We start from the raw sequence: 25,048 nt of genomic DNA on the forward strand, positions 1-25,048 counted from the left end.
TTTAAGCATGAGTGAGGTCCGGTGGCTCGATGATCGGGAGCAGCTCGCCTGGCGGGGGTTCGTTTCCATGCACTCGCGCCTGCTCAGCCGACTGGAACGCCGGCTCCAGCGCGAGACCGGACTGTCAGGTGCCGACTACGCCGTGCTGGTCAGCCTCTCGGAGTCGCCTGAGGGCAGCCGCAGGGCCTTCGAGCTCGGGGCGGAGGTCGACTGGGAGAAGAGCCGCCTGTCCCACCACCTGCGGCGCATGGCCGACCGCGGCCTGGTGGAACGCCACACCTGCGACACCGACGGCCGCGGCGCCGTAATCCTCATCACCGACGCGGGCCGCGAGGCGATCGAGAAGGCCGCGCCGTACCACGCGGAGGAGGTCAGGCGCTGGTTCATCGACCTGCTGACTCCCGAGCAGCTCCAGGCCCTCACGCAGATCTCCCAGGCCGTGACCGAACGGCTCACCGCCGATGACCCCGGCCCCTGAGCCCGGCCGTCACGGGGGTTGGTCTCTTTCCGCCTACCGCATCACCGGCGCGGGGTCATATGCCTCCGCCCACTTTCTCGCCCGTAACGAGCGATGGCCAATGACGGGCAAAGTTGCCCGAGCAGGGCGGCGATCGAGGGCACGGGCGCGTGTGTGCGGTTTAGGCTAGTTCCCGCCAGTTCGTCCATATGTCAGCAAGTGCCGGCGGATTCCCCCACTCCGACATCGGTTCAAGGGAAGGAAGTTGGACATGACGCTCATTGGGTGCGTCCACGAGCTGCAGAAGCTGGAAGAGAGCGTCACCGGCCTGCGGACGCAACTTGACCGGGCGATCGACCGGCAGCGGCGCTTCGCCGCCGATGTCTCACACGAGTTGCGCACACCCGTCGCCGGGCTTCGGGCACAGCTCGAGGAAGCGCAGCTCAACCCCGGCGAGACGGACCTGGACGGCCTCATCGATCGTGCCCTGCACGATGTCGACCGGCTGCAGGCGATCATCACCGACCTGCACCTGCTGGCGCAGCTGGAGGCGTCCACCGTGCCGGCCCCCCGGGAACGGGTGGACCTCGCCGAGCTGGTCCAGGCGGTGGTCTCCCGGCGGGTGGACATACGCCAGGTCAAGCTCCAGCTCGAACGCGGGGTCGTGGTGAGCGGCGTCCCAGCCAAGATCAGTCGTGCGTTCATCGAGCTGCTCGACAACGCCCAGCGGCATGCCAAGCGAACCGTGCAGGTGTGGGTCCGCCGCATCGACGACACGGCCGAGCTCGCGGTCGCCGACGACGGCGAGGGGATCGCGCTGCCCGACCGGGAGCGCATCTTCGAACGGTTCTCCCGCCTCGACGAGGCGCGCTGCCGCGACCGCGGCGGCACGGGTCTCGGCCTGCCGATCGTCCGGGCCATCGCCAGTGCCCATCAGGGCACGGTCGAGGTCGAGGACTCACCCATCGGCGGCGCGGCCTTCGTGATCCACCTTCCGCTGGCCGACGTCTCCGAGCCGGCGTCGTCCGCACCCCTCTCCGGGGGGCATGACGCCACGACCTTCACCCCCAGCTCCTGAAGGTCCTTTCGCCGGAGCGGGAAGGCCGATGTCCACAATCGGCCACTACTAGTCGTTAGCAAATAATCGCAATCCGCTGCCGGGCGGGACATCAACGGCGATAGTCGGATGGTTCAGGTTTCCCGAGACCGAAAGGCCGCGATGAAATCCTCAGCCCGGCACGCCGCATCCCGATACGCCCTGCCCCGGCGCGTCTTAGCCAGGCGGGCCCTGGCCCTGCTGGTGGGCGCCGCGACCGTCGCCCTGTCCCCGCTCCTCGCCACGCCCGCCTCCGCGACCCCGCCCGAGGTGGCGCTGTCCCTGTCATCCGCACAGGTCGACACCGGCGGCTCGGTGACGGTCACGGCGACCGTCACCAACATCCACGGCTTCTCCGTCCTCAACGCGACCGCGCGGGTGTTCAGCGCCCCCGCCAGGCTGCCGTCGTTCGCCACGCTGACCGGGTGTGAGGGCGCGATCGGCCCCTGCACGACCGTGTCGGACGGCGGCGGCCCCATCGGCTTCGAGGCGCCGGTCGGAGCCCTTTCGGGCGGAGCATCGGCGACCGTCGTCTTCACCCTGTCGATCGCACAGGACGCGGAGGACGGCGACCAGACCATCCGCGGCCAGCTCGGCGGCTCCAACTACGCGTCGGACGTGGCGGACGGACCGGTGCTGACCATCCTCGGCCGCGCGGACGCGGCCGTCGGCCTGACGGCACAGCCCAAGCTCGCACTGCTGGTGCCGAAGATCGAGTTCACTGTGCGGGTGACCGACAACGGGCCGGCCGTGCTGCGCGGTTCGACTGTGACGACCCCGCTGCCGGCGGGGCTCACCGCCGTGTCGAGCGACTGCGGCACCGCCTCGGGTACCGTGACGTGCACCACCGGGCCGGTGACGCCGGGATCGTCGGTGACGAGGAAGTTCTCCGTGCCCGTGGGGCTGCTGTCCATCGGCGTGCCGTACACCTTCACGGCGACGCGAACGGCGTCGGCGCCGCTCGACCCGGTCGGCGGGAACGACTCCGCCCAGGTCCAGTGCACCGTGGTGTCCGTCGTGCTGGTGACCTGCCACTAAAGAGCCTTCTGGTCACCCGCCCTCGCGCCTCTCCCCGGTCCGGCGCCGGGGAGAGGCGACGCCAGTCATGGGGATGCGGCCGGGGCCCGAGTCGGTCAGCGAGGCGAAGCCCTAAGCCGGGGAGAAACGCCGCATATCAACACGGAGACCGTATCCGTGAGGACAGAACACGCGGATGCGGGTCGGTTATGGGCGCCGGATCGAGGTCCGTCCGGGCATCTGGCCGCGGGCTAAAGTGCCTCCATGGAGATCAGCCAGTCGCACAAGCTCGCCAACGTCTGTTACGACATTCGCGGTCCGGTGCTGAAACGAGCGGCCCAGCTGGAAGCCGAAGGCCATCACATCCTGAAGCTGCACATCGGCAATCCGGCGCCGTTCGGGTTCGAGGCTCCCGAGGAGATCGTCCAGGACATGATCCGGAATCTCCCGCACTCCCATGGCTACGGCGACTCAAAGGGCATCTTGTCCGCGCGGAGGGCCGTCGTGCAGCACTACGAGGAGCGCGGCCTCGCGGGGCTGACCGTCGAGGACGTCTATCTCGGCAACGGCGTGTCCGAGCTCATCGTGATGGCGTTGCAGGCGCTGCTCAACAACGGCGACGAAGTGCTGATCCCCGCGCCCGACTATCCGTTGTGGACCGCGGCGGTGTCGCTGAGTGGGGGCACCCCGGTGCACTACATCTGCGACGAGCAGGCCGGTTGGTTTCCGGACCTCGACGACATCGAATCGAGGATCACCGACCGAACCAAGGCGATCGTCATCATCAATCCGAACAATCCGACGGGGGCGGTCTACCCGCGCGAGTTGCTGGAGCGTCTCGCCGGCCTCGCCCGGCGGCGCGGGCTCGTCGTGTTCGCCGACGAGATCTACGACCGCATCCTCTACGACGGCGCCGTTCACACGTCGATCGCGACGCTGGCGCCCGACCTGCTCTGCCTGACCTTCTCCGGCCTGTCGAAGACCTACCGGGTCTGCGGATACCGCTCCGGGTGGATGGTCATCTCCGGGGCGAAGGACCGGGCGGAGTCGTACATCGAGGGCCTCGACATCCTCGCCAACATGCGCCTCTGCCCGAACGTGCCCGGCCAGCACGCGATCCAGGCCGCGCTCGGCGGCCGGCAGACGATCGACGACCTCGTCAGGCCCGGCGGCCGGCTTTACGAGCAGCGTGAGCGGGCGTGGAAGCTGCTCAACGAGATCCCCGGCGTGAGCTGCGTCAAGCCGGAGGGTGCTCTGTACGTCTTCCCCCGGCTTGACCCAGACATGTACCCGATCTCCGATGACGTGCGCTTCGCCCTCGACCTGCTGGAGAAGCAGCGGATCCTCGTGGTGCAGGGCACGGGGTTCAACTGGCCCCGGCCCGACCATCTCCGCATCGTCACCCTGCAGCACGCCGACGACCTGGAAGAGGCGATCGGCCGCTTCGGCGCCCTGCTGGCCACCTACCGCCAGTGACGCGGGCCAAGCGAACGACACGAGAGAGGCCGCTCCCCGATGACGACCAGCTGGGTCCCCGTCCCGGAGGGCTCGCACTTCCCCATCCACAACCTGCCCTACGGGATCTTCTCCCCGCCCGGCGAGCGGCCGCGGGCCGGTGTGGCCATCGGCGAGCGGGTGGTCGACCTCGCGGCCGCGCTCGGCGACGAGATGTTCGCGGGTGACTCGCTCAACCCGTTCCTGGCCCAGGGCCCCGGCCGGTGGGCCGCCGTCCGGAGTCGGATCACCGAGCTGCTCACCGACGAGAGCCGCCGTTCTGAGGTGGAGCCCGCTCTGCACCGCCTCGCCGGCGTGACGCTCCACCTGCCGTTCGAGGTCGCCGACTACGTCGACTTCTACGCCAGCGAGCATCACGCGGCCAACCTCGGCCGGATGTTCCGCCCCGGGTCCGAGCCACTCACGCCGAACTGGAAGCACCTGCCCATCGGCTACCACGGGCGCGCGGGCACCGTCGTCGTCTCGGGCACCCCGGTCGTACGGCCGCGCGGCCAGCGCAAGGCGCCCGGCGAGGACGCGCCGACGTTCGGGCCGACACTGCGGCTGGACATCGAGGCGGAGGTCGGCTTCGTCGTCGGCATGCCCAGCTCGCTCGGGACACCGGTGCCGGCGGCGGACTTCCCCCGGCACGTGTTCGGCGTGGTTCTCGTCAACGACTGGTCCGCCCGCGACATCCAGTCGTGGGAGTACGTGCCGCTCGGACCCTTCCTCGGCAAGTCGTTCGCCACCTCGGTCTCGCCGTGGGTCGTGCCGCTGGAGGCCCTCGCCGCCGCCAGGGTGCCGGGGCCCATCCAGGAGCCGGCGCCCCTGCCGTACCTTCGTGTGGCGGAGCCGTGGGGACTCGATCTGGCACTCGACGTGCGGCTGAACGGCCACACGGTGTCCCGGCCGCCCTACTCGTCGATGTACTGGACCCCCGACCAGATGCTGGCGCACATGACCGCGGGCGGCGCGTCGTTGCGCACCGGCGACCTGTTCGCATCCGGCACCGTCTCCGGGCCGGATCGCGGCGGGCGCGGCTCGCTCATCGAGCTGTCCTGGTCCGGCGCCGAGCCGCTCACCCTCCCCGACGGATCGGTCCGTTCGTTCCTGGAGGACGGTGACACGGTGACCATTACGGCCACCGCCCCGGGCCCTGACGGCACCCGCATCGGCTTCGGCGAGGTCACCGGACGCGTCCTCCCTGCCAGGCCGTAAGGCTCCTCACGGGGTGACGGGCCGGGGCGGGGTCGGCTATGGATACCGGCAGACCTACGCGGCCTACCTGGAGGGCCGCGACGGCCTGGTGACGGTCTGGCGGAAGTCGAGCTGCTCTACGTCGGCGCGATGTTCCACGACCTCGGGCTGACCGAGACCTTCCGGCGTACGGACCAGCGCTTCGACTCGACGGCGCCGACGAGGCCCGCCGCTTCCTCACCTCCCACGGCGTACTTCGCCGCGCGGGAAGCCCCTGTGATCACGGGAAAGACGGCGGGGTACTGATCAGACCGGTGGTTGTGGGTCGTACTGCATGTTGCGGCGCACCTTGCGGGCGCGTTCGGCACCGGCAAGCCTGGCGACGAGGTGCAGAGCCATGTCGATGCCGGCCGAGATCCCCGAGGAGGTGACCATGTCTCCGTCGTCGACGAAACGGTCGTCCCGGCGGACCTTGATCGTCGGATCCAGCTCCGCGAGCAGGTCCAGGCTGCCCCAGTGAGTGGTCGCCGGGCGGCCGGCCAGCAGCCCCGCCGCGGCGTACACCAGCGACCCGGTGCACACGCTCGTCATCAACGGCACCCGCTCCCGCTGGTCGCGAACCCACGCCAGATGGTCGGCGTCCTTCAGCTGCGGACGGGTTCCGGCCCCGCCCGGATGGACGAGCACGTCCAGCGGCCCCACGTCGGCGAACCCTCGGTCGGCGTGCAGGGTCAGTCCCTTGGCCGCGCGTACCGGCCCGGCCTCCCTGGCGAACGCCACGAGCTCGGCCTCTTCGGGGCACGCCCGCGCCCACATTCCGAACACTTCCCACGGCCCGACCGCGTCCAGCTCTTCGACCTGGTCGAAGAGCAAGATTCCGATTCGCGTCACGCCGCCAGTCTGCCATCCGCGCGTCCGCCCTGCCGTGGGCGTGTTGTCAGCGCAGGAGGAGGTTCAGCAGCACGGTGAGCACGATGGAGGCAATGATCGAGATGGCGATCATGGTCAGGCATCCCGCGGCACCGCCCACCGGGCGAACTCTGAAGTTACGCGCCATGCTGCCGCCCTACCCCCGGGCGACCCTGCGAACCTCCGGCATTCCGTGCCTCCCCTCATCGGTTAGCCAGGCGATTCGCGGGTAGGCGAACGGAAGTTCGATGAGGAGGAGTCATGGACCGAGGACCGTTGGAGAAGAACCCGGAGGAGTGGGCGACCGGCGACGAGCCGATGACCGCGCCGCAGGAGTCCTATCTACACACTCTCGCCAGAGAATCCGGGGAGGATGTCCCGGAGGGCCTCACCAAGGCCGAGGCGTCCAAGCTCATCGATGAGCTGCGGAGCCGGAGCCAACGCCTCAACCAGGGCGACGACAACTAGCAGCATGATCACGACCGGAACTCCGCAGGTCAGGGGGCATGCTGGGGAACCTGCGCATGATCACGACCGGCGACTCCGCAGGCCACGGGGCATGTCCGGGAACCCGTGCATGATCACGGCCGGGGAGGGGGCAGGTGCGGTTCTTGTACGGCTGCCGCCGCGCCGACGAGGCCGGTGTCGGAACCCAGGGCGGCCGGGAGGATCTCGATGCCATGGGTGAACGTCAGGGTCGCGTGGGCGCGCACCGCCTCGCGGAGAGGATCGAGCAGGACGGCCCCCGACTGCGCGACACCCCCGCCGACGACCACCACCCGGATGTCGGTCACCGCCGCGGTGGTGGCGACGGCGACGGCGAGGGCGTCGGCCGCCCGCTGGAACGCGGCGACGGCGACGGCGTCCCCTCGCGTGGCCGACGCCGCGACGTCGGCCGCGGTGGGAACCATGTCGATTGATGCGCCGGTTCCGTCGGCGGAGGGGCTCCAGCCGTTCCGAAGCGCCCAGCGGGTGATGGCCGGTCCGCTGGCGATGGTCTCCACGCAGCCACGGGCGCCGCACGGGCAGGGCTCTCCGTTGGGGTCCACGACGATGTGCCCCACATGACCGGCGTTTCCGCTCGGTCCCTGATGCACCCGGCCTCCGAGGACAAGCCCGCCTCCGATGCCGGTGGAGACGGTGACGCACAGCGCGTCCGGCCTGCCGCGCGCCGCGCCGTACCGGTGCTCGGCGGCGGCGATGGCGACGCCGTCCCCGATCAGCCGCACCCGGAGCGAGCCGGCGAGCTCGGCCACCCGGTCGAGGAGGGGGAAGTCCCGCCACGCCGGCACGTTGACCGGGCTGACCGTTCCGCTGTGGACGTCCACCGGGCCCGCGCTGCCGATGCCGACCGCCTCGACGGAGGGCCACTCCGGCAGCCCCATGAGGTCGGCGAGGGCGCCGGCTACCGCGCCCATGACCGTCTCGGCGGGCGCATCGGCGGGAGTGGGGCGGACGGCACGCCGCAGCACCGTGCCGTCCGCCGCCACGATTCCGGCGGCGATCTTCGTGCCGCCGAAGTCGATCGCGGCGACGAGCCGGCCGTCAAGCGCCATCGGGGGCTTTCTCCGCCCGGGCTTCGCCTCCGGGGGTCAGGCCGTCCAGCGCGAGCAGCCTGGTCACCGCCTGCTGCGCGGTCACGATGTCCTCCAGTGCCCCCGGCACGCCCGTGAGAGGCGGCACACCGGAGGTCACCATGGCGTGGAAGGCCGCGAGCTCCCGCTCGAAGGACGGGGTGACGTCACCGAACGCCAGGCTGCCCTCGGCGCTCACGTCGGTGAGCAGGGTGGACGCGCCCAGCAGGTACGGCGTGGGGAAGACCACCTCGAACGTGCCGGTCGCGTGGTGCACGGCCACGGTCTCCCGGTAGGCGGGGTAGTCCTCCAGGTAGTGCCAGTGGATGGCGTAACGACCACCGGCCCGCAGCGGTCCCGCCATCTCGACCGAGCGCCCGCCCGGTCCCGGCCAGGTCGTCACGTGATCGACGTCGGCGGCCCCACCGGCGAGCAGGCGCAGCAGCGACAGGTCGTGGCAGATGCTGTTGAGGATGGTCATGTAGAGCCCCCGCGCCTGTGGAGGAGCGTCCCCGATGGCGGCGCGGATCAGCTCGTCCTCCCCCGTCCGCAGCCTGCCGATCACCTCGGCGGGCACGTCGGCGGGCGGCGCGGGGAGCCGCGCGAAGGCCAGCTGCGAGCTGTCGCTCGGGTGTAGGACGGTCACCTGGATGGCGCGCACGTCGGCGGGCCGTCCGGCGGCCCGCTGGACGGCGGGGTCGTACTGCTTCATGTACCCGACCATCAGCCGGGGCCGCTCGGGATCCTCCAGCTCGGCGATCTCGGCCGCCTCGGCGCGCGTGTACGCCAGGGGCTTCTCGCACAGGACGGCGTAGCCCCGCTTGAGCGCGTCCACGACCACGCGGCCGTGCGAGCCGGAGGTGAGCACAATCACCGCGTCGAAGCCGCCCGCGTCGAGCATCTCCGTCACGTCGGTGTAGCGCCCGGCCACGCCGTACCTGTCGGCCATCCGCGCGGTCAGCGACTCCGACAGGTCGCAGAGGGCGACCACCTCGAACAGGTCGCCGCGCCGCTCCAGCAGGGGAAGGTGGACCGTCTGCGCGATGACGCCGAGCCCGGCCACCGCGACCTTGAGCCTCACAGGCCCACACCCTTCAGGAACTCGCGGTTGGCCCGCTGGTCGGCGAGGATCGCGCCGAGGTCCTGGCCGGTGGCGGGGTGGTCCTGCTCGATCACGATCCAGCCTTCGTAGCCGACCTCGCGGAGGGCGTCGGCGAACCCGGCGATGTCCACCTCGCCCTGCCCCAGCGCGGGGAAGCAGCCGTTGGCCACCGCCGTGGTCAGGTCGCCGCCCTGGGCGAGGACCGTACGGCTGGCGTCCTTGATGTGGACCTGGGTCACCCGGTCCGACCAGGCCCTGAGCGCGGCGACGGGGTCGCCCCCGGCGAGCCAGAGGTGGCCGGTGTCGAGGCAGATCCCGACGTCGGTGAGCTCAAGGAGCTTCTCCACGTCGGCCGCGGTCTCCACGTCGGTGCCGAGGTGGTAGTGGAAGGCCGGTTCGAGACCCGCCTGGCGGCACACGTTGGCCGCGATCTGCACCCGCGCGGCGAACTCCGGCCAGGCCTCGTCGGGGATCCCGGGGGCGAGGCCGCCGGGCTTGGCGAACCTGGCGATGTTGCTCGGGCACGCCAGCGTCGGCCTGGGGGCGAAGCGCGGGTCGTCCACGGGCACGCTCGTGAACGCCTCCAGCGCCGCCCGCAGCCCGGCGAGGTCGGCCTCGAACCCGTCTGCGTCGCCGTACCTCAGGTCCACCCAGCCGCCCGCCAGCCCGAGCCCGGCCCGCGCGAGATCGTCGGAGGGCAGGAAACCGATGGGGCCGGAGTCGACTCCGTCGTATCCGGCCTCGGCCATCCCGGCGAGCAGCTCGCCCGGGCCGATGAGGTCGGTGTTGCGGCTGTAGATCCCGAAGTTCACGGGAGCGCTGGCCACCCGCGTCATCGTGACTGCCAAGAGACTTCTCCGATTCACGTGAAGGACAGGACCCAGGACCAGGTATAGGTGCCGGGACCGACGAGATAGGGCGGCAGCGTGTCCGGCCCGCAGGAGGCCGTGCCGATACCGCGATGGGCCGCGTCGATGTGGACGACGCACCGCGCCAGGGGAACCAGCTCGTCGTGATGCGAGGCCGCCGCGAGGTCCTCGTCGCGGTGGCGGGTGACGCTCACCTGGCGGGGCTCGTCGAGGTGGATGGCGAGGCGGGCCGCGTCCCCACCGATGCCGCCGGTCAGCGTGAACCGGCGCACGGCGTGCCTGCCGCCACTCTCCTGCGGCCGGACGTACGGCGTGAAGAGCTGGTCCACCTCGGCACGGTACGCGCCGACCGGGCCGCCCGTGCGGCGGTCGGGATAGGTCTCCCAGGGGCCCTGCCCGAACCATTCGAACTCGTCGAACCCGGCCACCGTCTCCCACACGGAGCCGACCCGCGCCACGTCGGCCAGCAGGTCCGGCAGCACGGCGGTCTCCTGAACGAGGAGGCCGCCGGCGAGGGGCGTGAGCACCTGCTCGTGCGCGATCGACACGCCTGGCGCCCCGGCGTACTCCGCCCGGACGACGATCCGGCCGTCCTGCCGTGCGACATCGACGAGTTTGCGGGTCAGCGCGTGGAGGCCCTGTTCCTCCCAGCGGGCGGCGATGCCGCCGATGCGGTCGTTGTCGGTCGGGGCTCGCCACACGCTCAAGGTGGGCGGGCTCGCCAGCAGCGGGTGGACGAGCAGCCCCTCGCCGTCGATCTCGACCGGCCAGGCCGCCTGCTCGGCACCCGTGCCGGCGCGGGCGAGGAGGTCACGGCTCTCGTCCCGCAGGCGGACCTGGGGCAGGCAGACCGTGGTTCCGGCGGGCGCCCACGGAAGGTCGTGCCGGGTGGTCACCCGAAGGGTCAGCCACGCCTCGCCCAGCTCGCTCAGCCCCGTCAGAAGCTCGGCCAGCAGCTCGGACGGCGGCTCGACCGTGGCGGAGCCACCCGCCGGGATCGGCGGCAGTTCGGCCGGGGCTGTCCCCAGCGGACCGCCGGGCGCCGCGAGTTCCCACTCGGCGGTCAGCCACGACAGGTCCCGGAAGTGCTGCCGGTTGTGCACCCGCACCCGGACCGCCCCACCCGAAACGACCGAGTCGAGTTCGATCCGCACGGGGGCGGCGATCTCCCGATGCTCGAACATGACCGGCTTGGGGGTGCGGTCGGGGAAGACCACGCCGTCGATGCAGAAGTTGCCGTCGTTGGGCCGGTCGCCGAAGTCGCCGCCGTACGCCCACCGGTAACCGGGCTCGGTGACGCCGTCCGCGTAGCCGCCCTCGGGCGCCGGGCGCCCGTCGGTGACCCGCTGGAGCAGACCGTGGTCCCAGAACTCCCAGATGAAGCCGCCCTGCAGGCCGGGGGTGGACTCGATGGCCGCCCAGTAGTCCGAGAGCGAGCCGTTGCTGTTGCCCATCGCGTGGGAGAACTCGCACAGGATGAGCGGCCTGGTCTGCCTGCCGGACCGGGCGTAGTCCACGATCTCGTCGATCGAGGCGTACATCGGGCAGGCGATGTCGCTGGCGGTGCCGTGCTCGTAGTCGTACTTGATCGCGCCCTCGTACTGGATCGGGCGCGTCGGGTCGTAGCCGCGCAGCCACCCCGCCGCGGCGTCGTGGTTGACGCCGTAGTCGCTCTCGTTGCCGAGCGACCAGATGATCACGCTCGGGTGGTTCTTGTCCCTGCGGACCATCCGCGACACCCGGTCGAGGAAGACCGGCAGGTACGCCGGGTCGTCGGCGATCTCCGTGCCGTTGGCGTGGCTCTCGATGTTCGCCTCGTCCACGACGTAAAGGCCCAGCTCGTCGGCCAGGTCGAGGAGCACCGGGTCGTTCGGGTAGTGCGAGGTCCGGACGGCGTTGAAGCCGAAGCGCTTGATCGTCACAAGGTCGGCGCGCATGTCCTCGGCCGAGACCACGCGGCCGGTCCGCGGGTGGAAGTCGTGCCTGTTGACGCCCCGGATGTAGACGCGGACACCGTTGACCAGCAGGTCCCTGCCCACGATCTCCACGTTGCGGAACCCGGCCCGGTGCCGCGTCTCGTCGGCCACCGTCCCGTCGGGGCGGTAGAGCCGGACCGTGAGCCCGTACAGCTCCGGCGTCTCGGCGCTCCATGCCCGTACGGCCGGCACGGTGGCGCGGAACCGGACACGGCCGAGGTAGCGGGAGTTCTGCTCCCGCTCCACGAGCAGCGCGGCGTAACCCTCGTCGATCGCCAGCTCGTGCGAGTCCAGCCATGCCCGGACGTGCCAGCCCTCGGGGAGCAGGCCGTCGGCCGACCTCACCTGGACGTCGACCCGCAGATCGCCCGCTCCGCCGTCGGCGAGGCCCGCCCTGATGTGGACGTCGTCGACGAACAGCCGCTCGGTGACGTAGAGGTGCACGGGACGGGTCACGCCGCCGTGCCACCACTGGTCCTGGTCCTCGACGAAGGTGGCGTCGGACCATTTGACCACCGTGAGCCCGATCGTGTTGGGCTCGCCGGGCCGTACGGCATGGGTCACGTCGAACTCCCCGGCGAGGTGGGAGTCCTTCCCCATGCCGACGTCGATGCCGTTCACCCGCGCGAGGACGACGCTCTCCGCGGCGCCGACGTGCAGGACGACGCGACGGCCGGCCCACTCCGCGGGCACGTCGGCCTCCCGCTCGTAGACGCCGGTCGGGTTGGCGGACGGAGGGCGCGGCGGGAGGTCCGGCCAGGGCATCTGGAAGTTCGTGTACTGCGGCCGGTCGGCCACGCCGTGAACGTCGTCGAAGTCCTGCATCGTCCAGACGCCTGGGACGTCGATCTCCGTCCATCGGTCGCCCGGGGACACGTCAGGCCGGGGCAGGAGCTGGAAGCGCCACCGGCCGTCCAGCGTGATCCCGCGGCGTTGTACGGCGTGCGCGGGCAGGCGGCGCCATCCGGTGATCTCCGGGCTCTTCCATACGGACAGGTCAGCCACGCAGGGCTCCCTTCACGGCGTCGGCCACGAAACCCCGGGCGAACAGGGCGAAGACCACCACGAGCGGCGCGACGGCGAGCAGCGCGCCGGCCATGACCATGCTGTAGTCCGTGTTGTGCGCCGTGTTGAGCTGCGAGAGCGCCACCTGCAGGGTCAGGTTCGACGGGTCGGTCATCACGATCAGCGGCCAGGCGTAGTCGTTCCACGAGCCGATGAAGGTGAAGATGCCCAGAAACGCCAGGCCGGGCCGGATGATCGGAAGCGCGACGTTCCAGTACTGCCGGAAGAACCCGGCGCCGTCGAGGCGCGCGGCGGCGATCAGGTCGTCCGGGACGGCGCCCATGATGTACTGCCGCATCCAGAAGATGCCGAAGGCGTTGGCCGCGGCCGGGATGATGAGCGCCTTGATCGTGCCCACCCACCCGATGTTCACCATGATGACGAACTGCGGGATGAGCGAGAGCTGCGCCGGCAGCATGAAGGTCAGCAGGAGGGCGCCGAACAGGTACTTCCGCCCGGGGAACTCGTACTTCGCGAACGTGAAGGCCGCGAGGGAGTCGAAGAAGAGGACCAGCACGGTCGTGCAACACGCGACGGTCAACGTGTTGAGGAACGAGCCCGTGAAGTCGATGGTCTCGAACACCCGGCTGATGTTGTTGAACAGCTCGGGCCCGAAGACCAGCTTCGGCGGCGTGCTGTAGATGTCCCGCGTCGTGTTGGTCGCCATGACGGCGGTCCAGTAGAACGGGAACAGGGAGATGACCACGCCCCCGAGCAACATGAGGTGCAGGGCGAGCCTCTTCAACGGCACCGGCTTCTTGGTCCGTGACGCGGCCACTACGCCGCCTCCTTCTCGCGGCGCTGCACGAGGCGCCAGTTGAGGGCGGTGAACAGCAGGATGACCAGGAAGACGGCCCAGGCGATGGCCGCGCCGTACCCGTAGTCGTTGTTGCCGAAGGCCTCGCGGTAGAAGTACAGGATCGCCGTGAGGCCCGCCTGGCCCGGCCCGCCGGAGTCTGGGTTGATGGAGGCGTTGCCGCCGAACAGGACCTGCGGCTCGGTGAAGGTCTGCATACCGTTGATCGTCGAGACGACCACGGTGAACAGAATGATCGGCCGGAGCTGCGGGATGGTGATCCTGAAAAAGGTCTGCACCGGCCCCGCACCGTCGATCTTGGCGGCCTCGTACATCTCGGTGGGAATCGCCTGCAAGCCGGCGAGATAGATGATCGCGTTGTAGCCGGTCCACTGCCAGGTGATGAGGAAGGCGATGACGAGTTTGATCGTCCACTCGTTGGTCAGCCACGGCACCGCGCCGATGTGCAGCCAGCCCAGGACGACGTTCACCAGGCCGAAGTTGGTGCTGAAGACCGCGCCGAAGAAAATCGCGATCGCCACGATCGAGGTGACGTTGGGGATGAAGTAAGCGATCCGGTAGACCGACGTGAACCGGACGTTGGAGTTCAGCAGGACCGCGATCACCAGCGACAACATCAACATCGGGACCGTGGACAGGATCCAGATGACGAAGGTGTTGTACAGCGACAGCCAGAACGTGGAGTCCTTGATCAGGAACTGGAAGTTCCGCAGGCCCACGAATGTCATGTCCCCCACGCCGTCCCAGCGCTGGAACGCCAGGTACAGCGAGAACAGCACCGGCACCAGCGAGAACACGAGGAACAACAGGTAGAACGGCGAGATCGCGAGGTACTGAGGCCAGTACGTTCTCAGCACGCCCTTCCGGCCCGCCGCCGGCGCGTGGCGGGCCTTCGGAGCGGCCGCGGCGCGGGTGGCCGTCACCTCAGTTCCCACCCTGGCGATCGGCGATCTCCTTCGCCTTGCTCACCGCGTCGGACCAGGCGCTGTCGGGGTTCTTGCCCTTCGTCCAGACGTTCAGCAGCTCGTTGATGAAGGGCGCGGACACCGCCGCGTCCGCCGGCGCCTCGTACTGGACCGGGATCTTCTGGGCGGCGTCGCCGAAGACCTCGATGGTCTTCTGGCCCCCGAAGTACGGGTCGGGCGCGGTCAGCGCGGGCAGCGCGTACGCCGACGGGCTGGACGGGAAGAGGGCGGCGTCGGTGAAGCCGCGGGCCTGGTTCTCGGGGCTGAGGAGCCACGTGATGATCTGGAACGCCAGCTGCGGGTTGCGGGACTCCTTGGGAATCGCCAGGAACGAGCCGCCGTAGTTCGCCGGGCCGCCCGGCATGGCGGCCACCCGCCACTTGCCCTCGCTGTCGGGCATGTTCGACTTCATGTCCAGCGCGCGCCAGGCGGCGCCCAGGATGGACGGCGTGGTGCCCTTGGCCGCGACCGCGAACAGGTCCTGGTCGTTGGCGGCGTACGGCGCGGCGATCCCGAGCTGGATCGGCTTGACCGAGAGGTCCCACGCCCGGCGGACGTGGTCCTGGTCGCCGATGAACTTGCCGCTCTCGTCGATGAAGCGCTTGGCCCCCTGGCCGACCACGAACTGGAAGATCCCCGTGGGGTCCTGGACCATGAAGGTCCCGGAGACGGCGTTCTTCAGCTTCTGGCCGGCGGCGTAGTAGTCCTCCCAGGTGGACATGGCCGCCGCCACGTCCTCCGGCTTCTCGGGCAGGCCGGCCTTGGCGAAGACGTCCGGGCGGTAGAACATCGCGGTCGGGCCGATGTCGATCGGGAAGCCGATCAGCTTGCCGTCCTTCGTGGAGCCCTTCTTCCACTTCCACGTCACGAACTGCGACGCGAGCTTGTCCGCCCCCAGCGTGTTGAGGTCGATGAACCGGTTGGCCTGGACCAGCAGGGAGGCGATGTCCTCGCCCTTGATGCCGGTGATGTCGGGGACGAACCGGCGGCCGTTCAGCGTGGTCACGAGCTTCTGCTTGAAGTCGCCGCCGATGACCGACGGCTTCAGCTTCGTCTGCGTGAAGTGCTTCACCGCGTCCGCGACGACCTTGTCGCTGAGGCCCCCACCCCAGTACCAGAGCGTCAGCTCCTTGGCGTCCGCCCCGGAACCGGAGCCCGAGCCGCACGCGGCCAGCGCGGCGGAACCGGCGGACAGGAGGGCGGCCTGCAGAAGCCTTCTCCGGGAGAGTTCCATATCAGGGCCTTTCACTGAGGGATGACATCCGAGAGGAATGCGTAGTCGCGGCGGAGATCCGGGTCGGTGACCTCCTGCCACCAGCGGGCGATCCCGGTCCAGCCGGGGGCCGCCATGGACCCGCCGATGCCCTGCACCGAGAGCGCGGCGGACAGGTTGGCGAACCGCAGCCGGTCGGCGAGCGGCCACCCGGCCAGCGTGGCGGCGACCAGGCTCGCACCGAACACGTCGCCGGCACCGGTCGGGTCGATCGCGTCCACGGAGAGCCCCGGGACGCGGGCGGACTCGCCCGTGGTGGCGTCGACGGCGAGCACGCCCTCGACGCCGCAGGTGACGACCGCCAGCGGCACCAGCTCCCCCAGCTTTGCCAGGGCGGCTTCGGGGGTGTCGGTGCGGGTGTAGCTCATCGCCTCGTACGCGTTGGGCATGAAGGCGTGGCACCCGGCGAGCTGGTCGAGCACGTCGGGCGACCATTCCTGCGACGGGTCCCAGCCGAGGTCGGCGAAGACCAGACCACTGGCCTGAACCGGTCCGGCCTCCAGGTGGACGATCGACGCGCGGGCCGTCGGAGGCTCGCCGAGCAGTTCGTCCGGGGTTCCCGGCGGCTCCGCGCCGTGGGTCACCAGCGCCCGGTCTCCCTGGTAGGCCAGCGAGACGGTCACCGGCGTGCTCCAGCCGGCGAGGCGCCGCGACGGCGACAGGTCGACGCCTTCGGCCTCAAGGGTGTCCCAGCAGTGGCGGCCGTAGGAGTCGTCTCCGAAAGCGGCCGCCAGCGATGTGCGCAGTCCGAGCCGTCCGAGTGTGACGGCGAAGTTGGCGATGCCGCCGGGTCCCGACGCCATGCCACTGGTCCACGTCTCGGTGCCCAGCTTGGGCGCGTCCTCCAACCCGGTGAAGACCAGGTCGTAGAACAGCAGCCCTGACAGGAACACGTCAACGTCTGCGCTCATGCGGCTTTACCCACCTTATGAGAATAATGAACTGATTTGGCCGTATCTAACCAACCGAGTACGCAGGATCGTGCACCCATGAGCAGTGCTTTAGCAAGAGGCTGACCGAAAATGCTCGAATCGACCTATGGCGGTGAGCGACTTTGCGCGCTATGGTCGCTGACATGCTCAGGGACCGACGGCACGAGTTGATATTGCGCATCCTCCGCTCCGACGGCCCGGCCACCGTCGAGCTGCTCGCGGAACGGCTGGGCGCCAGCCACGCCACCATCCGGCGCGACCTCGTGCAGCTCGGCGAGGAAGGGCTGCTCAGGCGTGTGCACGGCGGCGCGATGCCGATCGACGACAGGGACGACCCCTTCATGGACGTCGCCGAGGTCAGGTCCGAGGAGAAGGACGCGATCGCGCGGCGCTGCGCGGAGCTCGTCAAGGACGGCGAGACCGTCCTGCTCGACGTGGGGACGACCACGCACCGGGTGGCCCGGCAGCTCAAGGGCCGTTCCCTCACGGTGATCACGAGCAGCCTCGCCGTGCTGGACGAGCTCCAGGACGAGGAGGGCATCCAGGTGATGCTCCTCGGCGGGATGCTGCGGCGTGACTACCGGTCGCTGGTGGGCTACCTGACGGAGGACAACCTGCGGCAGGTGCATGCCGACCGGCTGATCCTCGGCACCAGCGGGGTCCGCCCCGGCGGGCAGGTCATGGACACCACCGTGGTGGAGGTTCCGGTCAAGCGGGCCATGATCGCGGCCAGTGACCGCGTGGTGCTGGTGGCCGACGTCGGCAAGTTCCCTGGAACCGGCATGGCCAAGGTCTGTGAGCCAGGCGATCTGAACATCGTGGTGACTAACGCGCCCGTGGAGCCGGTGACCGGCGCCGCGCTGCGCGAAGCGGGGGTAGAGGTGATCGAGGTATGAGGCTGACCATTCTCGGCGGCGGGGGCTTCCGGGTCCCGCTGGTCTATCGAGCGCTCCTGGAGGACCGGGGGAAGGGCCGGGTGACCCACGTCACCCTGCACGACCTCGACGCCTCCCGGATCGCCACGATCGGCCGGGTGCTCGCCGAGCAGGCGGAGGGCGTGCCCGACGCCCCGGAGGTCCGCGTTACCACCGACCTCGACGAGGCCCTCGCCGGTGCCGACTTCGTGTTCTCCGCGATCCGCGTCGGCGGGCTGGAGGGCCGCGCCGTCGACGAGCGGGTCGCCCTTCAGGAGGGCGTGCTCGGCCAGGAGACGGTGGGGGCCGGCGGCATCGCCTACGGCCTGCGCACGCTGCCGGTGGCCGACCACATCGCCCGCAGGGTCGCCGCGGTCGCCCCCGACGCCTGGGTCATCAACTTCACCAACCCCGCCGGCACGGTCACCGAGGCGATGTCCCGCCACCTCGGCGACCGGGTAATCGGCATCTGCGACTCCCCCGTCGGGCTCGGCCGCCGCGTGGCGCACGCGCTGGGGGTGGATCCGGCCGCCGTCTGGCTGGACTACGCCGGCCTCAACCACCTCGGCTGGCTGCGCGCCGTACGCGTCGGAGGCCGTGACCTGCTGCCGGGCCTGCTCCATGACGAGGACGCCCTGACCTCGTTCGAGGAGGGCAAGCTCTTCGGCGGCGAGTGGCTGCGGACGATCGGCGCCATTCCCAACGAATACCTGCACTACTACTACTTCAACCGCGACGCGGTCGAGGCCGCGCGGGCGGCCCGGCAGACGCGGGGCGCCGTGCTCATCGACCAGCAGCGGCGCTTCTACTCGGACACGTCAGGCTCCGCGCTGGACCTGTGGGAGACCACCCGGCTGGAGCGGGAGACCACCTACATGGCGGAGAACCGCGAGGCGGTCGGCGCCGGGGAGCGCGAGTCCTGCGACCTGGAGTCCGGCGGCTACGAGCAGGTGGCCCTCGCGCTCATGCGGGCGATCGCGCTGGACGAGCGCACGACGCTCATCCTCAACGTGCGCAACCGCGGCTCCATCAGCGCCCTCGACGGCGACGCCGTGGTGGAGGTGCCCTGCTTCGTGGACGCCAACGGCGCCAGGCCGGTGGCCGTCGACCCGCTTCCGGACCACGCCCAGGGCCTGGTCACCAGCGTCAAGGCGGTCGAGCGCGCGGTCATCGAGGCGGCCACCACCGGCTCCCGCCAGGCCGCGCTGCGCGCCCTGGCCGTCCACCCTCTGATCGACTCCGTCACGCTCGCCGGACGGCTGCTGGAACGTTACGAGCAAGAGCTTCCCCAGCTCGGCTACCTCCGCGGAAGGAACTGAACACCGATGCACGATGACCGCGAGCTTGTCGAGGCGCGGATCGACCGGGTCCTGCGGCAGCGCGTCACTCCCGCCATCTATGCCGAGCGCGTCCCCCTGAAGCTGGCCGCCTGGCACGTCCCCGACGAGCCGGTGCCCGTGGCGGAGGCTCTGGCCGCCGGCTACGAGCCGTTCGAGGCGGGCACCCGGTGGGGCCGGCCGTGGTCCACCACCTGGCTGCGCGCGACCGGCGCCGTGCCGGCCGAATGGGCCGGCCGGCGGGTCGAGGCCGTCTTCGACCTGGGCTTCGTCGGCGACTGGCCGGGCAACCAGGCCGAGGCGCTCGTCTACGACCTGGAGGGGCGGCCGATCAAGGGCATCGAGCCGCAGAACCAGTACGTCCCCGTCGCCAACCCCAGCCAGGGCGGCGAGCAGGTCGGGCTGCTGCTGGAGATGGCCGCCAACCCCGACATCCTGGCCAATGACTTCCTCCCGACGCCGCTGGGCGACAAGGCCACGGCCGGGGACGAGCCGCTCTACCGGCTGAACCACGCCGACCTGGCCGTCCTTGACGAGAACGTCTGGCACCTGCGGCTGGACATCGAGGTGCTCAAGGAGCTCATGGCGGAGCTGCCCACCGACAGCCCGCGCCGCCACGAAATCCTCCGCGCGCTCGAGCGCTGCATGGACGCCATCGACATCCAGGACGTGGCCGGTACGGCGGAGCAGGCGCGGGCCCTTTTGGTGGGCGTGCTGTCCTCCCCCGCGCACGCCAGCGCCCACACCGTCTCCGCGACCGGGCACGCGCACATCGACAGCGCGTGGCTGTGGCCGATCCGGGAGACCAAGCGCAAGACGTCGAGGACGTTCTCCAACGTCACGGCCCTGGCCAAGGACTACCCCGAGTTCGTGTTCTCCGGGCCGCAGGCCCAGCAGTACGCGTGGGTCAAGGAGCGCTACCCCGAGATCTTCGAGCGCATGCGCGAGGCGATCAAGGCGGGCCAGTGGGTGCCGGTCGGCGGCATGTGGGTGGAGGCCGACGGCAACCTGCCGGGCGGCGAGGCTCTCGCCCGGCAGCTCGTGCACGGCAAGCGCTTCTTCATGGACGAGTTCGGCGTGGAGCCCCGCGGCGTCTGGCTGCCCGACTCCTTCGGTTACACCGCCGCCTATCCGCAGATCGCTCGCCTGGCGGGGAACGACTGGTTCCTCACGCAGAAGATCTCGTGGAACCAGACCAACAAGTTCCCCCACCACACGTTCTGGTGGGAGGGCATCGACGGCACCCGGATCTTCACCCACTTCCCGCCCGCCGACACCTACAACGGCACGTTCGAGGGCAAAGAGCTGGCTCATGCCGTACGCAACTATGCCGAGAAGGGCGCGGGCGTCCGGTCGCTGCTGCCGTTCGGGCACGGCGACGGCGGTGGCGGCCCCACCCGCGAGATGCTGGAGAAGGCCCGCCGCCTGCGGGACCTGGAGGGCTCCCCGCGTGTCGTGATCGAGGACCCCAACAAGTTCTTCGCCGCGGCCCGCGCCGAGCAGCCCGACGCGGCCGTCTGGTCCGGCGAGCTCTACCTGGAGCTCCACCGCGCCACCTACACCAGCCAGGCCAGGACGAAGGCGGGCAACCGGCGCAGCGAGCACCTACTGCGTGAGGCGGAGCTGTGGTCGGCGACCGCCGCCGTGCACGCCGGGTTCGCCTACCCGCACGAGGAGCTCGACCGCCTCTGGAAGGTCGTGCTGCTGCACCAGTTCCACGACATCCTGCCGGGCAGCTCGATCGCGTGGGTGCACCGCGAGGCCGAGGCGACCTACGCCCAGGTCCGCGCCGACCTCGAAGCGATCATCGAGGCGGCCGCCTCGGCGCTCGCCGGTGCCGGGCGGTCCGCCTGGGTGCTCAACACCAGCCCGGAGACCCGCGCCGAGGTCGTGACCGTCCCCGCCGAGCTGGCGGGCGACACCGGCCAGACGCTCGCCGACGGCTCGGCCGCCGTCTTCGCCGAGGTCCCGGGCTCCGGCGCGGTACGGCTCGGCGCTTCCGTGGCGCCTCCCGCGCCCGTCACCGTGAGCGGGACCACCATCGACAACGGCGTGGTGCGAGTCGAGATCGACGAGGCGGGGCTGTTCACCTCGGTCAGGGACCTGGTCGCCGGCCGCGAGGTGCTCGCCCCCGGCTCCCGGGGCAACCTGCTGCAGCTCCACACGGACTTCCCGAACTACTGGGACGCCTGGGACATCGACCGCCACTACCGGCGGCAGCACGTGGACCTCACCGAGGCCGACTCGGTCACCGTGGTCGACAGCGGGCCGCTCGTCGCCGCCGTCAGGATCGAGCGCTCGTTCGGCGCGTCCCGGATCGTCCAGACGGTCAGGGTCACGGCCGGCAGCCCCCGGATCGAGATCGAGACCGACATCGACTGGCACGAGCGGGAGAAGATTCTCAAGGCGGCCTTCCCGCTTGACGTGCACGCCGACCGCTCGGCCGCCGAGATCCAGTACGGCCACATCTTCCGCCCGACCCACACCAACACGAGCTGGGACGTGGCCAGGTTCGAGGCCTCCAACCACCGCTGGATCCACCTCGCCGAGCCCGGCTACGGCGTGGCGGTCGCCAACGACTCCACCTACGGCCACGACGTCGGCCGCACCACCCGTCCGGACGGGGGGACCACCACGACGGCCCGGCTCAGCCTGGTCAGGGCGCCGCGCGTCCCCGACCCCGAGGCCGACCAGGGCAGGCACCACCTGACCTACGCGCTGGTGCCCGGCGCGACCGTCGCCGACGCCGTGGCGTCGGGCTATGCCCTCAACCTGCCGCTCCGCGTGGCGGCGGGCGGGACGGGCGACACCCCCGCGCCGCTGGTCACCGCGGAGGGCCGTGCCGTACGGGTCGAGGCGGTCAAGCTCGCGGACGACCGCTCGGGCGACGTGATCGTCCGGGTGTACGAGTCGCTGGGCGGCCGGGGCACGACCCGCCTGCTGCCGTCGTTCCCGGTGGCCTCGGCCGAGGTGAACGACCTGCTGGAGCGCCCGCTCAGGGAGCCTGCGGTCGCCGTGGACGCCGACGGCGGCATCCCGGTGAGCCTGCGCCCGTTCCAGGTGCTGACCCTGCGGCTGCGCCGCGAGAACGTGTGAGGAGTCGTTCAATGCGCGTGGGCTTGCTCGGCCTCGGCCGGATAGGCGAGTTTCATGCCGCCACCCTGTCCACTCTTGTGGACGAGCTGGTGGTCTCCGACGCCGACGCTGCTCGGGTGGCGGCCGTCGCGGAGAAGTACGGCGCCGCGGTGGGCGACCCGTTCGACGCGGACGCGGTGGTGATCGCGACGCCGACCTCCACCCACGCGGAGCTGCTGATCCGCGCGGCCGGGAAGGGCGTGCCGGCGTTCTGCGAGAAGCCGGCCGCCCCCACCGTGGCGGAGACGCTCGCGGTCGTCGACGCGGTGGAGCGCAGCGGGACAATGGTGCACATCGGCTTCCAGCGGCGCTTCGACGCGGGCTACACCGCGGCCCGGCAGGCGCTGCTCGACGGCGAACTGGGGGACCTCCACCGGGTGCACATGCTCACCGGGGATCCGGCGCCCCCTCCGGCCGAATACGTGGCGCAGTCCGGCGGGATCTTCCGCGACTGTCACATCCACGACTTCGACATCCTGCGCTGGGTCACCGGCCGCGAGGTGGAGTCGGTCTACGCCATCGGGTCGAACCGTGGCGCGGGCTTCTTCGCGGCGGCGGGCGACGTGGACAACAGCGCCGCCGTGCTCACCCTGGACGACGGCACTCTCGTCACGATGCAGGGGTCGCGCTACAACGGGAACGGCTACGACGTCCGCATGGAGCTGGCCGGGACGCGGGCGACCTGGGCGGTCGGGCTGAGCGACCGGTCGCCGCTGCACTCGGCCGACGGTCTCGCCCCGCACGACGACCCCTGGCCGGACTTCCAGACGAGGTTCGAGGACGCCTACGTGGCGGAGATGGGCGCCTTCCTCGCCGCCGCCCGCGGCGAGCGCGAGAGCCCGTGCACCACGCGGGACGCCCTCGCCGCCCTTTACCTCGCCGAAGCCGCCGACCTGTCCCGCCGCGAGGGACGGCCGGTCGCCCTCCGTGAGGTGACCGCGTGACGATCGCCGAGGCGGCCGCCGTGGACACGGCCGCGCCCCTGACGTCGCACGCCGCAGGGAAAGCGGCATGAGACCGACGGTGCGGCTGACGGTCGCGCAGGCGCTGGTCAGGTTCCTGTCGCGGCAGTGGAGCGAGCGGGACGGCGTCGAAACGCGGCTCATCGAGGGCGTCTTCGGCATCTTCGGCCATGGCAACGTGGCGGGAATCGGCCAGGCCCTCGCCGAGCAGGGGGCGGGCACCAAGTCTGCCCTGCCGTACTATCTGGCCCGCAACGAGCAGGCGATGGTGCACACCGCGGTGGGGTACGCGCGGGCGACCGGCAGACGGTCGACGTTCGCCTGCACGACCTCGATCGGGCCGGGAGCGACCAACCTGGTCACCGGCGCGGCGCTGGCCACCATCAACCGGCTGCCCGTGCTGCTGCTGCCGGGCGACATCTTCGCCACCCGGGTGGCTTCGCCCGTGCTGCAGGAGCTCGAGGACCCCCGGTCGTACGACGTCAGCGTCAACGACTCCCTCAGGCCGGTGAGCCGCTTCTTCGACCGGATCAACCGGCCCGAGCAGCTCCCCTCGGCGCTGCTCGCGGCGATGCGCGTGCTGACCGACCCGGCCGACACGGGCGCCGTGACCCTCGCCCTGCCCCAGGACGTCCAGGCCGAGGCGTACGACTGGCCGGAGGAGCTGTTCGAACGCCGCGTCTGGCACATCGCCAGGCCCGTGCCGGAGCCGGCCGCCGTGGCAAGAGCCGTACAGGCGTTGAGCGGCTCGAATAGGCCGCTGATCGTCGCCGGGGGCGGGGTCAAGTACAGCGAGGCGTGGGACGAGCTGCGGGAGTTCGCCGAGCGGTACGGCATCCCGGTCGCCGAGACGCAGGCGGGCAAGGGCGCCCTGCCGTACGACCATCCGCAGGCCGTGGGCGCGATCGGGCACACCGGCACGGCCGCCGCGAACGCGCTGGCCCGGGAGGCCGACCTGGTTATCGGGGTCGGCACCCGGTACAGCGACTTCACCACCGCCTCGCGGACCCTCTTCGGCGAGGCCGGGTTCCTCAACGTCAACGTGATGGCGTTCGACGCAGCCAAGCATTCGGGCGTGTCACTCGTCGCCGACGCGCGGGAGGGCCTGCGGGCGCTCCACCGTGCTTCGGACCTGGGTGACTGGCGGGCCGACGGCGACTGGACCGCGCGGGCCACGGCCCTGTCCCAAGGTTGGCAGGCCGAGGTCACCAGGGCGTACGGCGGGCCGACGCTGACCCAGCCGGTGCTGCTCGGCATCCTCAACGAGGTCGCCGAGGGCGGCGTGGTCGTCAACGCGGCCGGGTCGATGCCAGGCGACCTGCACCGGCTGTGGCGGCCCTCGGACCCCGAGCAGTATCACGTCGAGTACGGATATTCCTGCATGGGCTACGAGATCGCCGGTGGGCTCGGGGTCAAGCTCGCCCGGCCCGAGCGCGAGGTGTTCGTGCTCGTGGGCGACGGGTCCTACCTGATGATGGCCCAGGAGATCGCCACCGCCGTGCAGGAGGGCGTCAAGCTCGTCGTCGTCCTGGTGGACAACGACGGCTTCGCCTCGATCGGCAACCTCAGCGAGTCGGTCGGCGCCCAGCGGCTGGGCACCGCCTACCTGATGCGGGGCACCACCGGGGAGCTCGACGGCGGACGTCTGCCGGTGGATCTGGCCGCCAACGCCGCGAGCCTCGGGGCCGACGTCATCACGGCCGACGACCCCGCGTCGCTGCGGGCGGCGCTGGACCGTGCCGTCGCGTCGTCCCGGACCACGGTGGTCTACGCCAGGGCCACCCCGGCCGCAGGTCCCGACTCCCAGGCCTGGTGGGACGTCCCCGTCGCGGAGGTCTCCGAGCTCGCCGAGGTCCGGCAGGCCCGGAGCCGCTACGAGGAGGCCAAGCGCGGCCAGCGCCCTTTCCTGTGACGATCACCTGACGATGATCGCCACGCCGTACGGCCCGTCAGAAGC

General features: G+C 70.8%; 21 protein-coding genes. 11 read left to right on the forward strand and 10 right to left on the reverse strand.

The genetic code is table 11. The annotated features are described in order from the left end of the window. Positions 1–7: 7 nt before the first annotated feature. The 5 genes from N5079_RS05470 to fahA all read left to right on the forward strand — a co-directional run bounded on the left by N5079_RS05470 (position 8) and on the right by fahA (position 5,282). On the forward strand, positions 8–478 hold the full coding sequence (locus N5079_RS05470) for a MarR family winged helix-turn-helix transcriptional regulator (protein ID WP_261582353.1): 471 nt from the start codon (positions 8–10) through the stop codon (positions 476–478). Between the two features lie 250 nt (positions 479–728). Continuing rightward, on the forward strand, positions 729–1,535 hold the full coding sequence (locus N5079_RS05475) for a sensor histidine kinase (RefSeq protein ID WP_261582354.1): 807 nt from the start codon (positions 729–731) through the stop codon (positions 1,533–1,535). A gap of 141 nt (positions 1,536–1,676) precedes the next feature. Beyond that, positions 1,677–2,591, forward strand: coding sequence for a DUF11 domain-containing protein (locus tag N5079_RS05480; protein WP_261582355.1), 915 nt, complete (start codon positions 1,677–1,679; stop codon positions 2,589–2,591). A 243-nt stretch (positions 2,592–2,834) separates the two neighbouring features. After that, complete coding sequence (locus N5079_RS05485) at positions 2,835–4,046, forward strand: pyridoxal phosphate-dependent aminotransferase (RefSeq protein ID WP_261582357.1); 1,212 nt, start codon at positions 2,835–2,837, stop codon at positions 4,044–4,046. A 39-nt stretch (positions 4,047–4,085) separates the two neighbouring features. Continuing rightward, complete coding sequence (fahA, locus tag N5079_RS05490; RefSeq protein WP_261582358.1) at positions 4,086–5,282, forward strand: fumarylacetoacetase; 1,197 nt, start codon at positions 4,086–4,088, stop codon at positions 5,280–5,282. A 116-nt stretch (positions 5,283–5,398) separates the two neighbouring features. Here fahA and N5079_RS05495 read toward each other — a convergent pair whose 3' ends face one another. Further along, on the reverse strand, positions 5,399–5,545 hold the full coding sequence (locus N5079_RS05495; protein WP_261582359.1) for a hypothetical protein: 147 nt from the start codon (positions 5,543–5,545) through the stop codon (positions 5,399–5,401). Between the two features lie 22 nt (positions 5,546–5,567). After that, positions 5,568–6,152, reverse strand: a complete 585-nt coding sequence (locus N5079_RS05500) for a DJ-1/PfpI family protein (protein ID WP_261582361.1) — start codon at positions 6,150–6,152, stop codon at positions 5,568–5,570. Between the two features lie 279 nt (positions 6,153–6,431). Between N5079_RS05500 and N5079_RS05505 the strand changes: the two genes are divergently transcribed. Next, a complete protein-coding gene (locus tag N5079_RS05505; RefSeq protein ID WP_261582362.1) occupies positions 6,432–6,638 on the forward strand; it encodes a DUF3072 domain-containing protein in 207 nt (68 codons plus the stop codon). Between the two features lie 113 nt (positions 6,639–6,751). Here the strand turns inward: N5079_RS05505 and N5079_RS05510 are convergent, their stop codons facing one another. Genes N5079_RS05510 through N5079_RS05545 form a run of 8 tightly spaced genes read right to left on the reverse strand, consistent with a single transcriptional unit; the run spans position 6,752 to position 16,722 of the window. Then, the gene (locus tag N5079_RS05510; RefSeq protein ID WP_261582363.1) at positions 6,752–7,726 is read right to left on the reverse strand and encodes an ROK family protein; all 975 of its coding nucleotides are present in this window, start codon (positions 7,724–7,726) and stop codon (positions 6,752–6,754) included. Further along, positions 7,716–8,825 carry a Gfo/Idh/MocA family protein gene (locus tag N5079_RS05515; protein WP_261582364.1) on the reverse strand — a complete coding sequence of 370 codons (1,110 nt, stop codon included), beginning with the start codon at positions 8,823–8,825 and terminating at the stop codon, positions 7,716–7,718. Before N5079_RS05515 ends, N5079_RS05510 begins: the two co-directional genes overlap by 11 nt. Continuing rightward, positions 8,822–9,682 (reverse strand): sugar phosphate isomerase/epimerase family protein, encoded by an 861-nt coding sequence (locus tag N5079_RS05520; protein ID WP_261582635.1) that lies wholly within the window; start codon positions 9,680–9,682, stop codon positions 8,822–8,824. Before N5079_RS05520 ends, N5079_RS05515 begins: the two co-directional genes overlap by 4 nt. Before the next feature lie 26 nt (positions 9,683–9,708). Further along, positions 9,709–12,696 carry a glycoside hydrolase family 2 TIM barrel-domain containing protein gene (locus N5079_RS05525; RefSeq protein WP_261582365.1) on the reverse strand — a complete coding sequence of 996 codons (2,988 nt, stop codon included), beginning with the start codon at positions 12,694–12,696 and terminating at the stop codon, positions 9,709–9,711. Continuing rightward, the gene (locus N5079_RS05530) at positions 12,689–13,534 is read right to left on the reverse strand and encodes a carbohydrate ABC transporter permease (protein WP_261582367.1); all 846 of its coding nucleotides are present in this window, start codon (positions 13,532–13,534) and stop codon (positions 12,689–12,691) included. The genes N5079_RS05525 and N5079_RS05530 overlap by 8 nt, the downstream gene beginning before the upstream one ends. Then, entirely contained in the window at positions 13,534–14,496 is a 963-nt protein-coding gene (locus N5079_RS05535) for a carbohydrate ABC transporter permease (RefSeq protein WP_261582368.1), read from the reverse strand. The genes N5079_RS05530 and N5079_RS05535 overlap by 1 nt, the downstream gene beginning before the upstream one ends. Before the next feature lies 1 nt (position 14,497). Continuing rightward, positions 14,498–15,772, reverse strand: coding sequence for an ABC transporter substrate-binding protein (locus N5079_RS05540; RefSeq protein ID WP_261582369.1), 1,275 nt, complete (start codon positions 15,770–15,772; stop codon positions 14,498–14,500). An 11-nt stretch (positions 15,773–15,783) separates the two neighbouring features. After that, positions 15,784–16,722: a carbohydrate kinase family protein gene (locus tag N5079_RS05545; protein WP_261582370.1), complete on the reverse strand. Its 939-nt coding sequence runs from the start codon at positions 16,720–16,722 to the stop codon at positions 15,784–15,786. 164 nt (positions 16,723–16,886) lie between these two features. Between N5079_RS05545 and N5079_RS05550 the strand changes: the two genes are divergently transcribed. The 5 genes from N5079_RS05550 to iolD all read left to right on the forward strand — a co-directional run bounded on the left by N5079_RS05550 (position 16,887) and on the right by iolD (position 25,003). Then, positions 16,887–17,639: a DeoR/GlpR family DNA-binding transcription regulator gene (locus N5079_RS05550; protein ID WP_261582371.1), complete on the forward strand. Its 753-nt coding sequence runs from the start codon at positions 16,887–16,889 to the stop codon at positions 17,637–17,639. Continuing rightward, positions 17,636–18,976: a 6-phospho-beta-glucosidase gene (locus N5079_RS05555; RefSeq protein WP_261582373.1), complete on the forward strand. Its 1,341-nt coding sequence runs from the start codon at positions 17,636–17,638 to the stop codon at positions 18,974–18,976. Before N5079_RS05550 ends, N5079_RS05555 begins: the two co-directional genes overlap by 4 nt. Positions 18,977–18,982: 6 nt before the next feature. After that, positions 18,983–22,090: an alpha-mannosidase gene (locus N5079_RS05560; RefSeq protein WP_261582374.1), complete on the forward strand. Its 3,108-nt coding sequence runs from the start codon at positions 18,983–18,985 to the stop codon at positions 22,088–22,090. 11 nt (positions 22,091–22,101) lie between these two features. After that, positions 22,102–23,073 carry a Gfo/Idh/MocA family oxidoreductase gene (locus N5079_RS05565; protein ID WP_261582375.1) on the forward strand — a complete coding sequence of 324 codons (972 nt, stop codon included), beginning with the start codon at positions 22,102–22,104 and terminating at the stop codon, positions 23,071–23,073. 67 nt (positions 23,074–23,140) lie between these two features. Continuing rightward, complete coding sequence (gene iolD / locus N5079_RS05570; protein WP_261582376.1) at positions 23,141–25,003, forward strand: 3D-(3,5/4)-trihydroxycyclohexane-1,2-dione acylhydrolase (decyclizing); 1,863 nt, start codon at positions 23,141–23,143, stop codon at positions 25,001–25,003. Positions 25,004–25,048: the final 45 nt, after the last annotated feature.

Origin of the sequence: Planotetraspora sp. A-T 1434 (genome assembly GCF_025420585.1) — a bacterium.
GTDB lineage: Bacteria > Actinomycetota > Actinomycetes > Streptosporangiales > Streptosporangiaceae > JAOEGB01.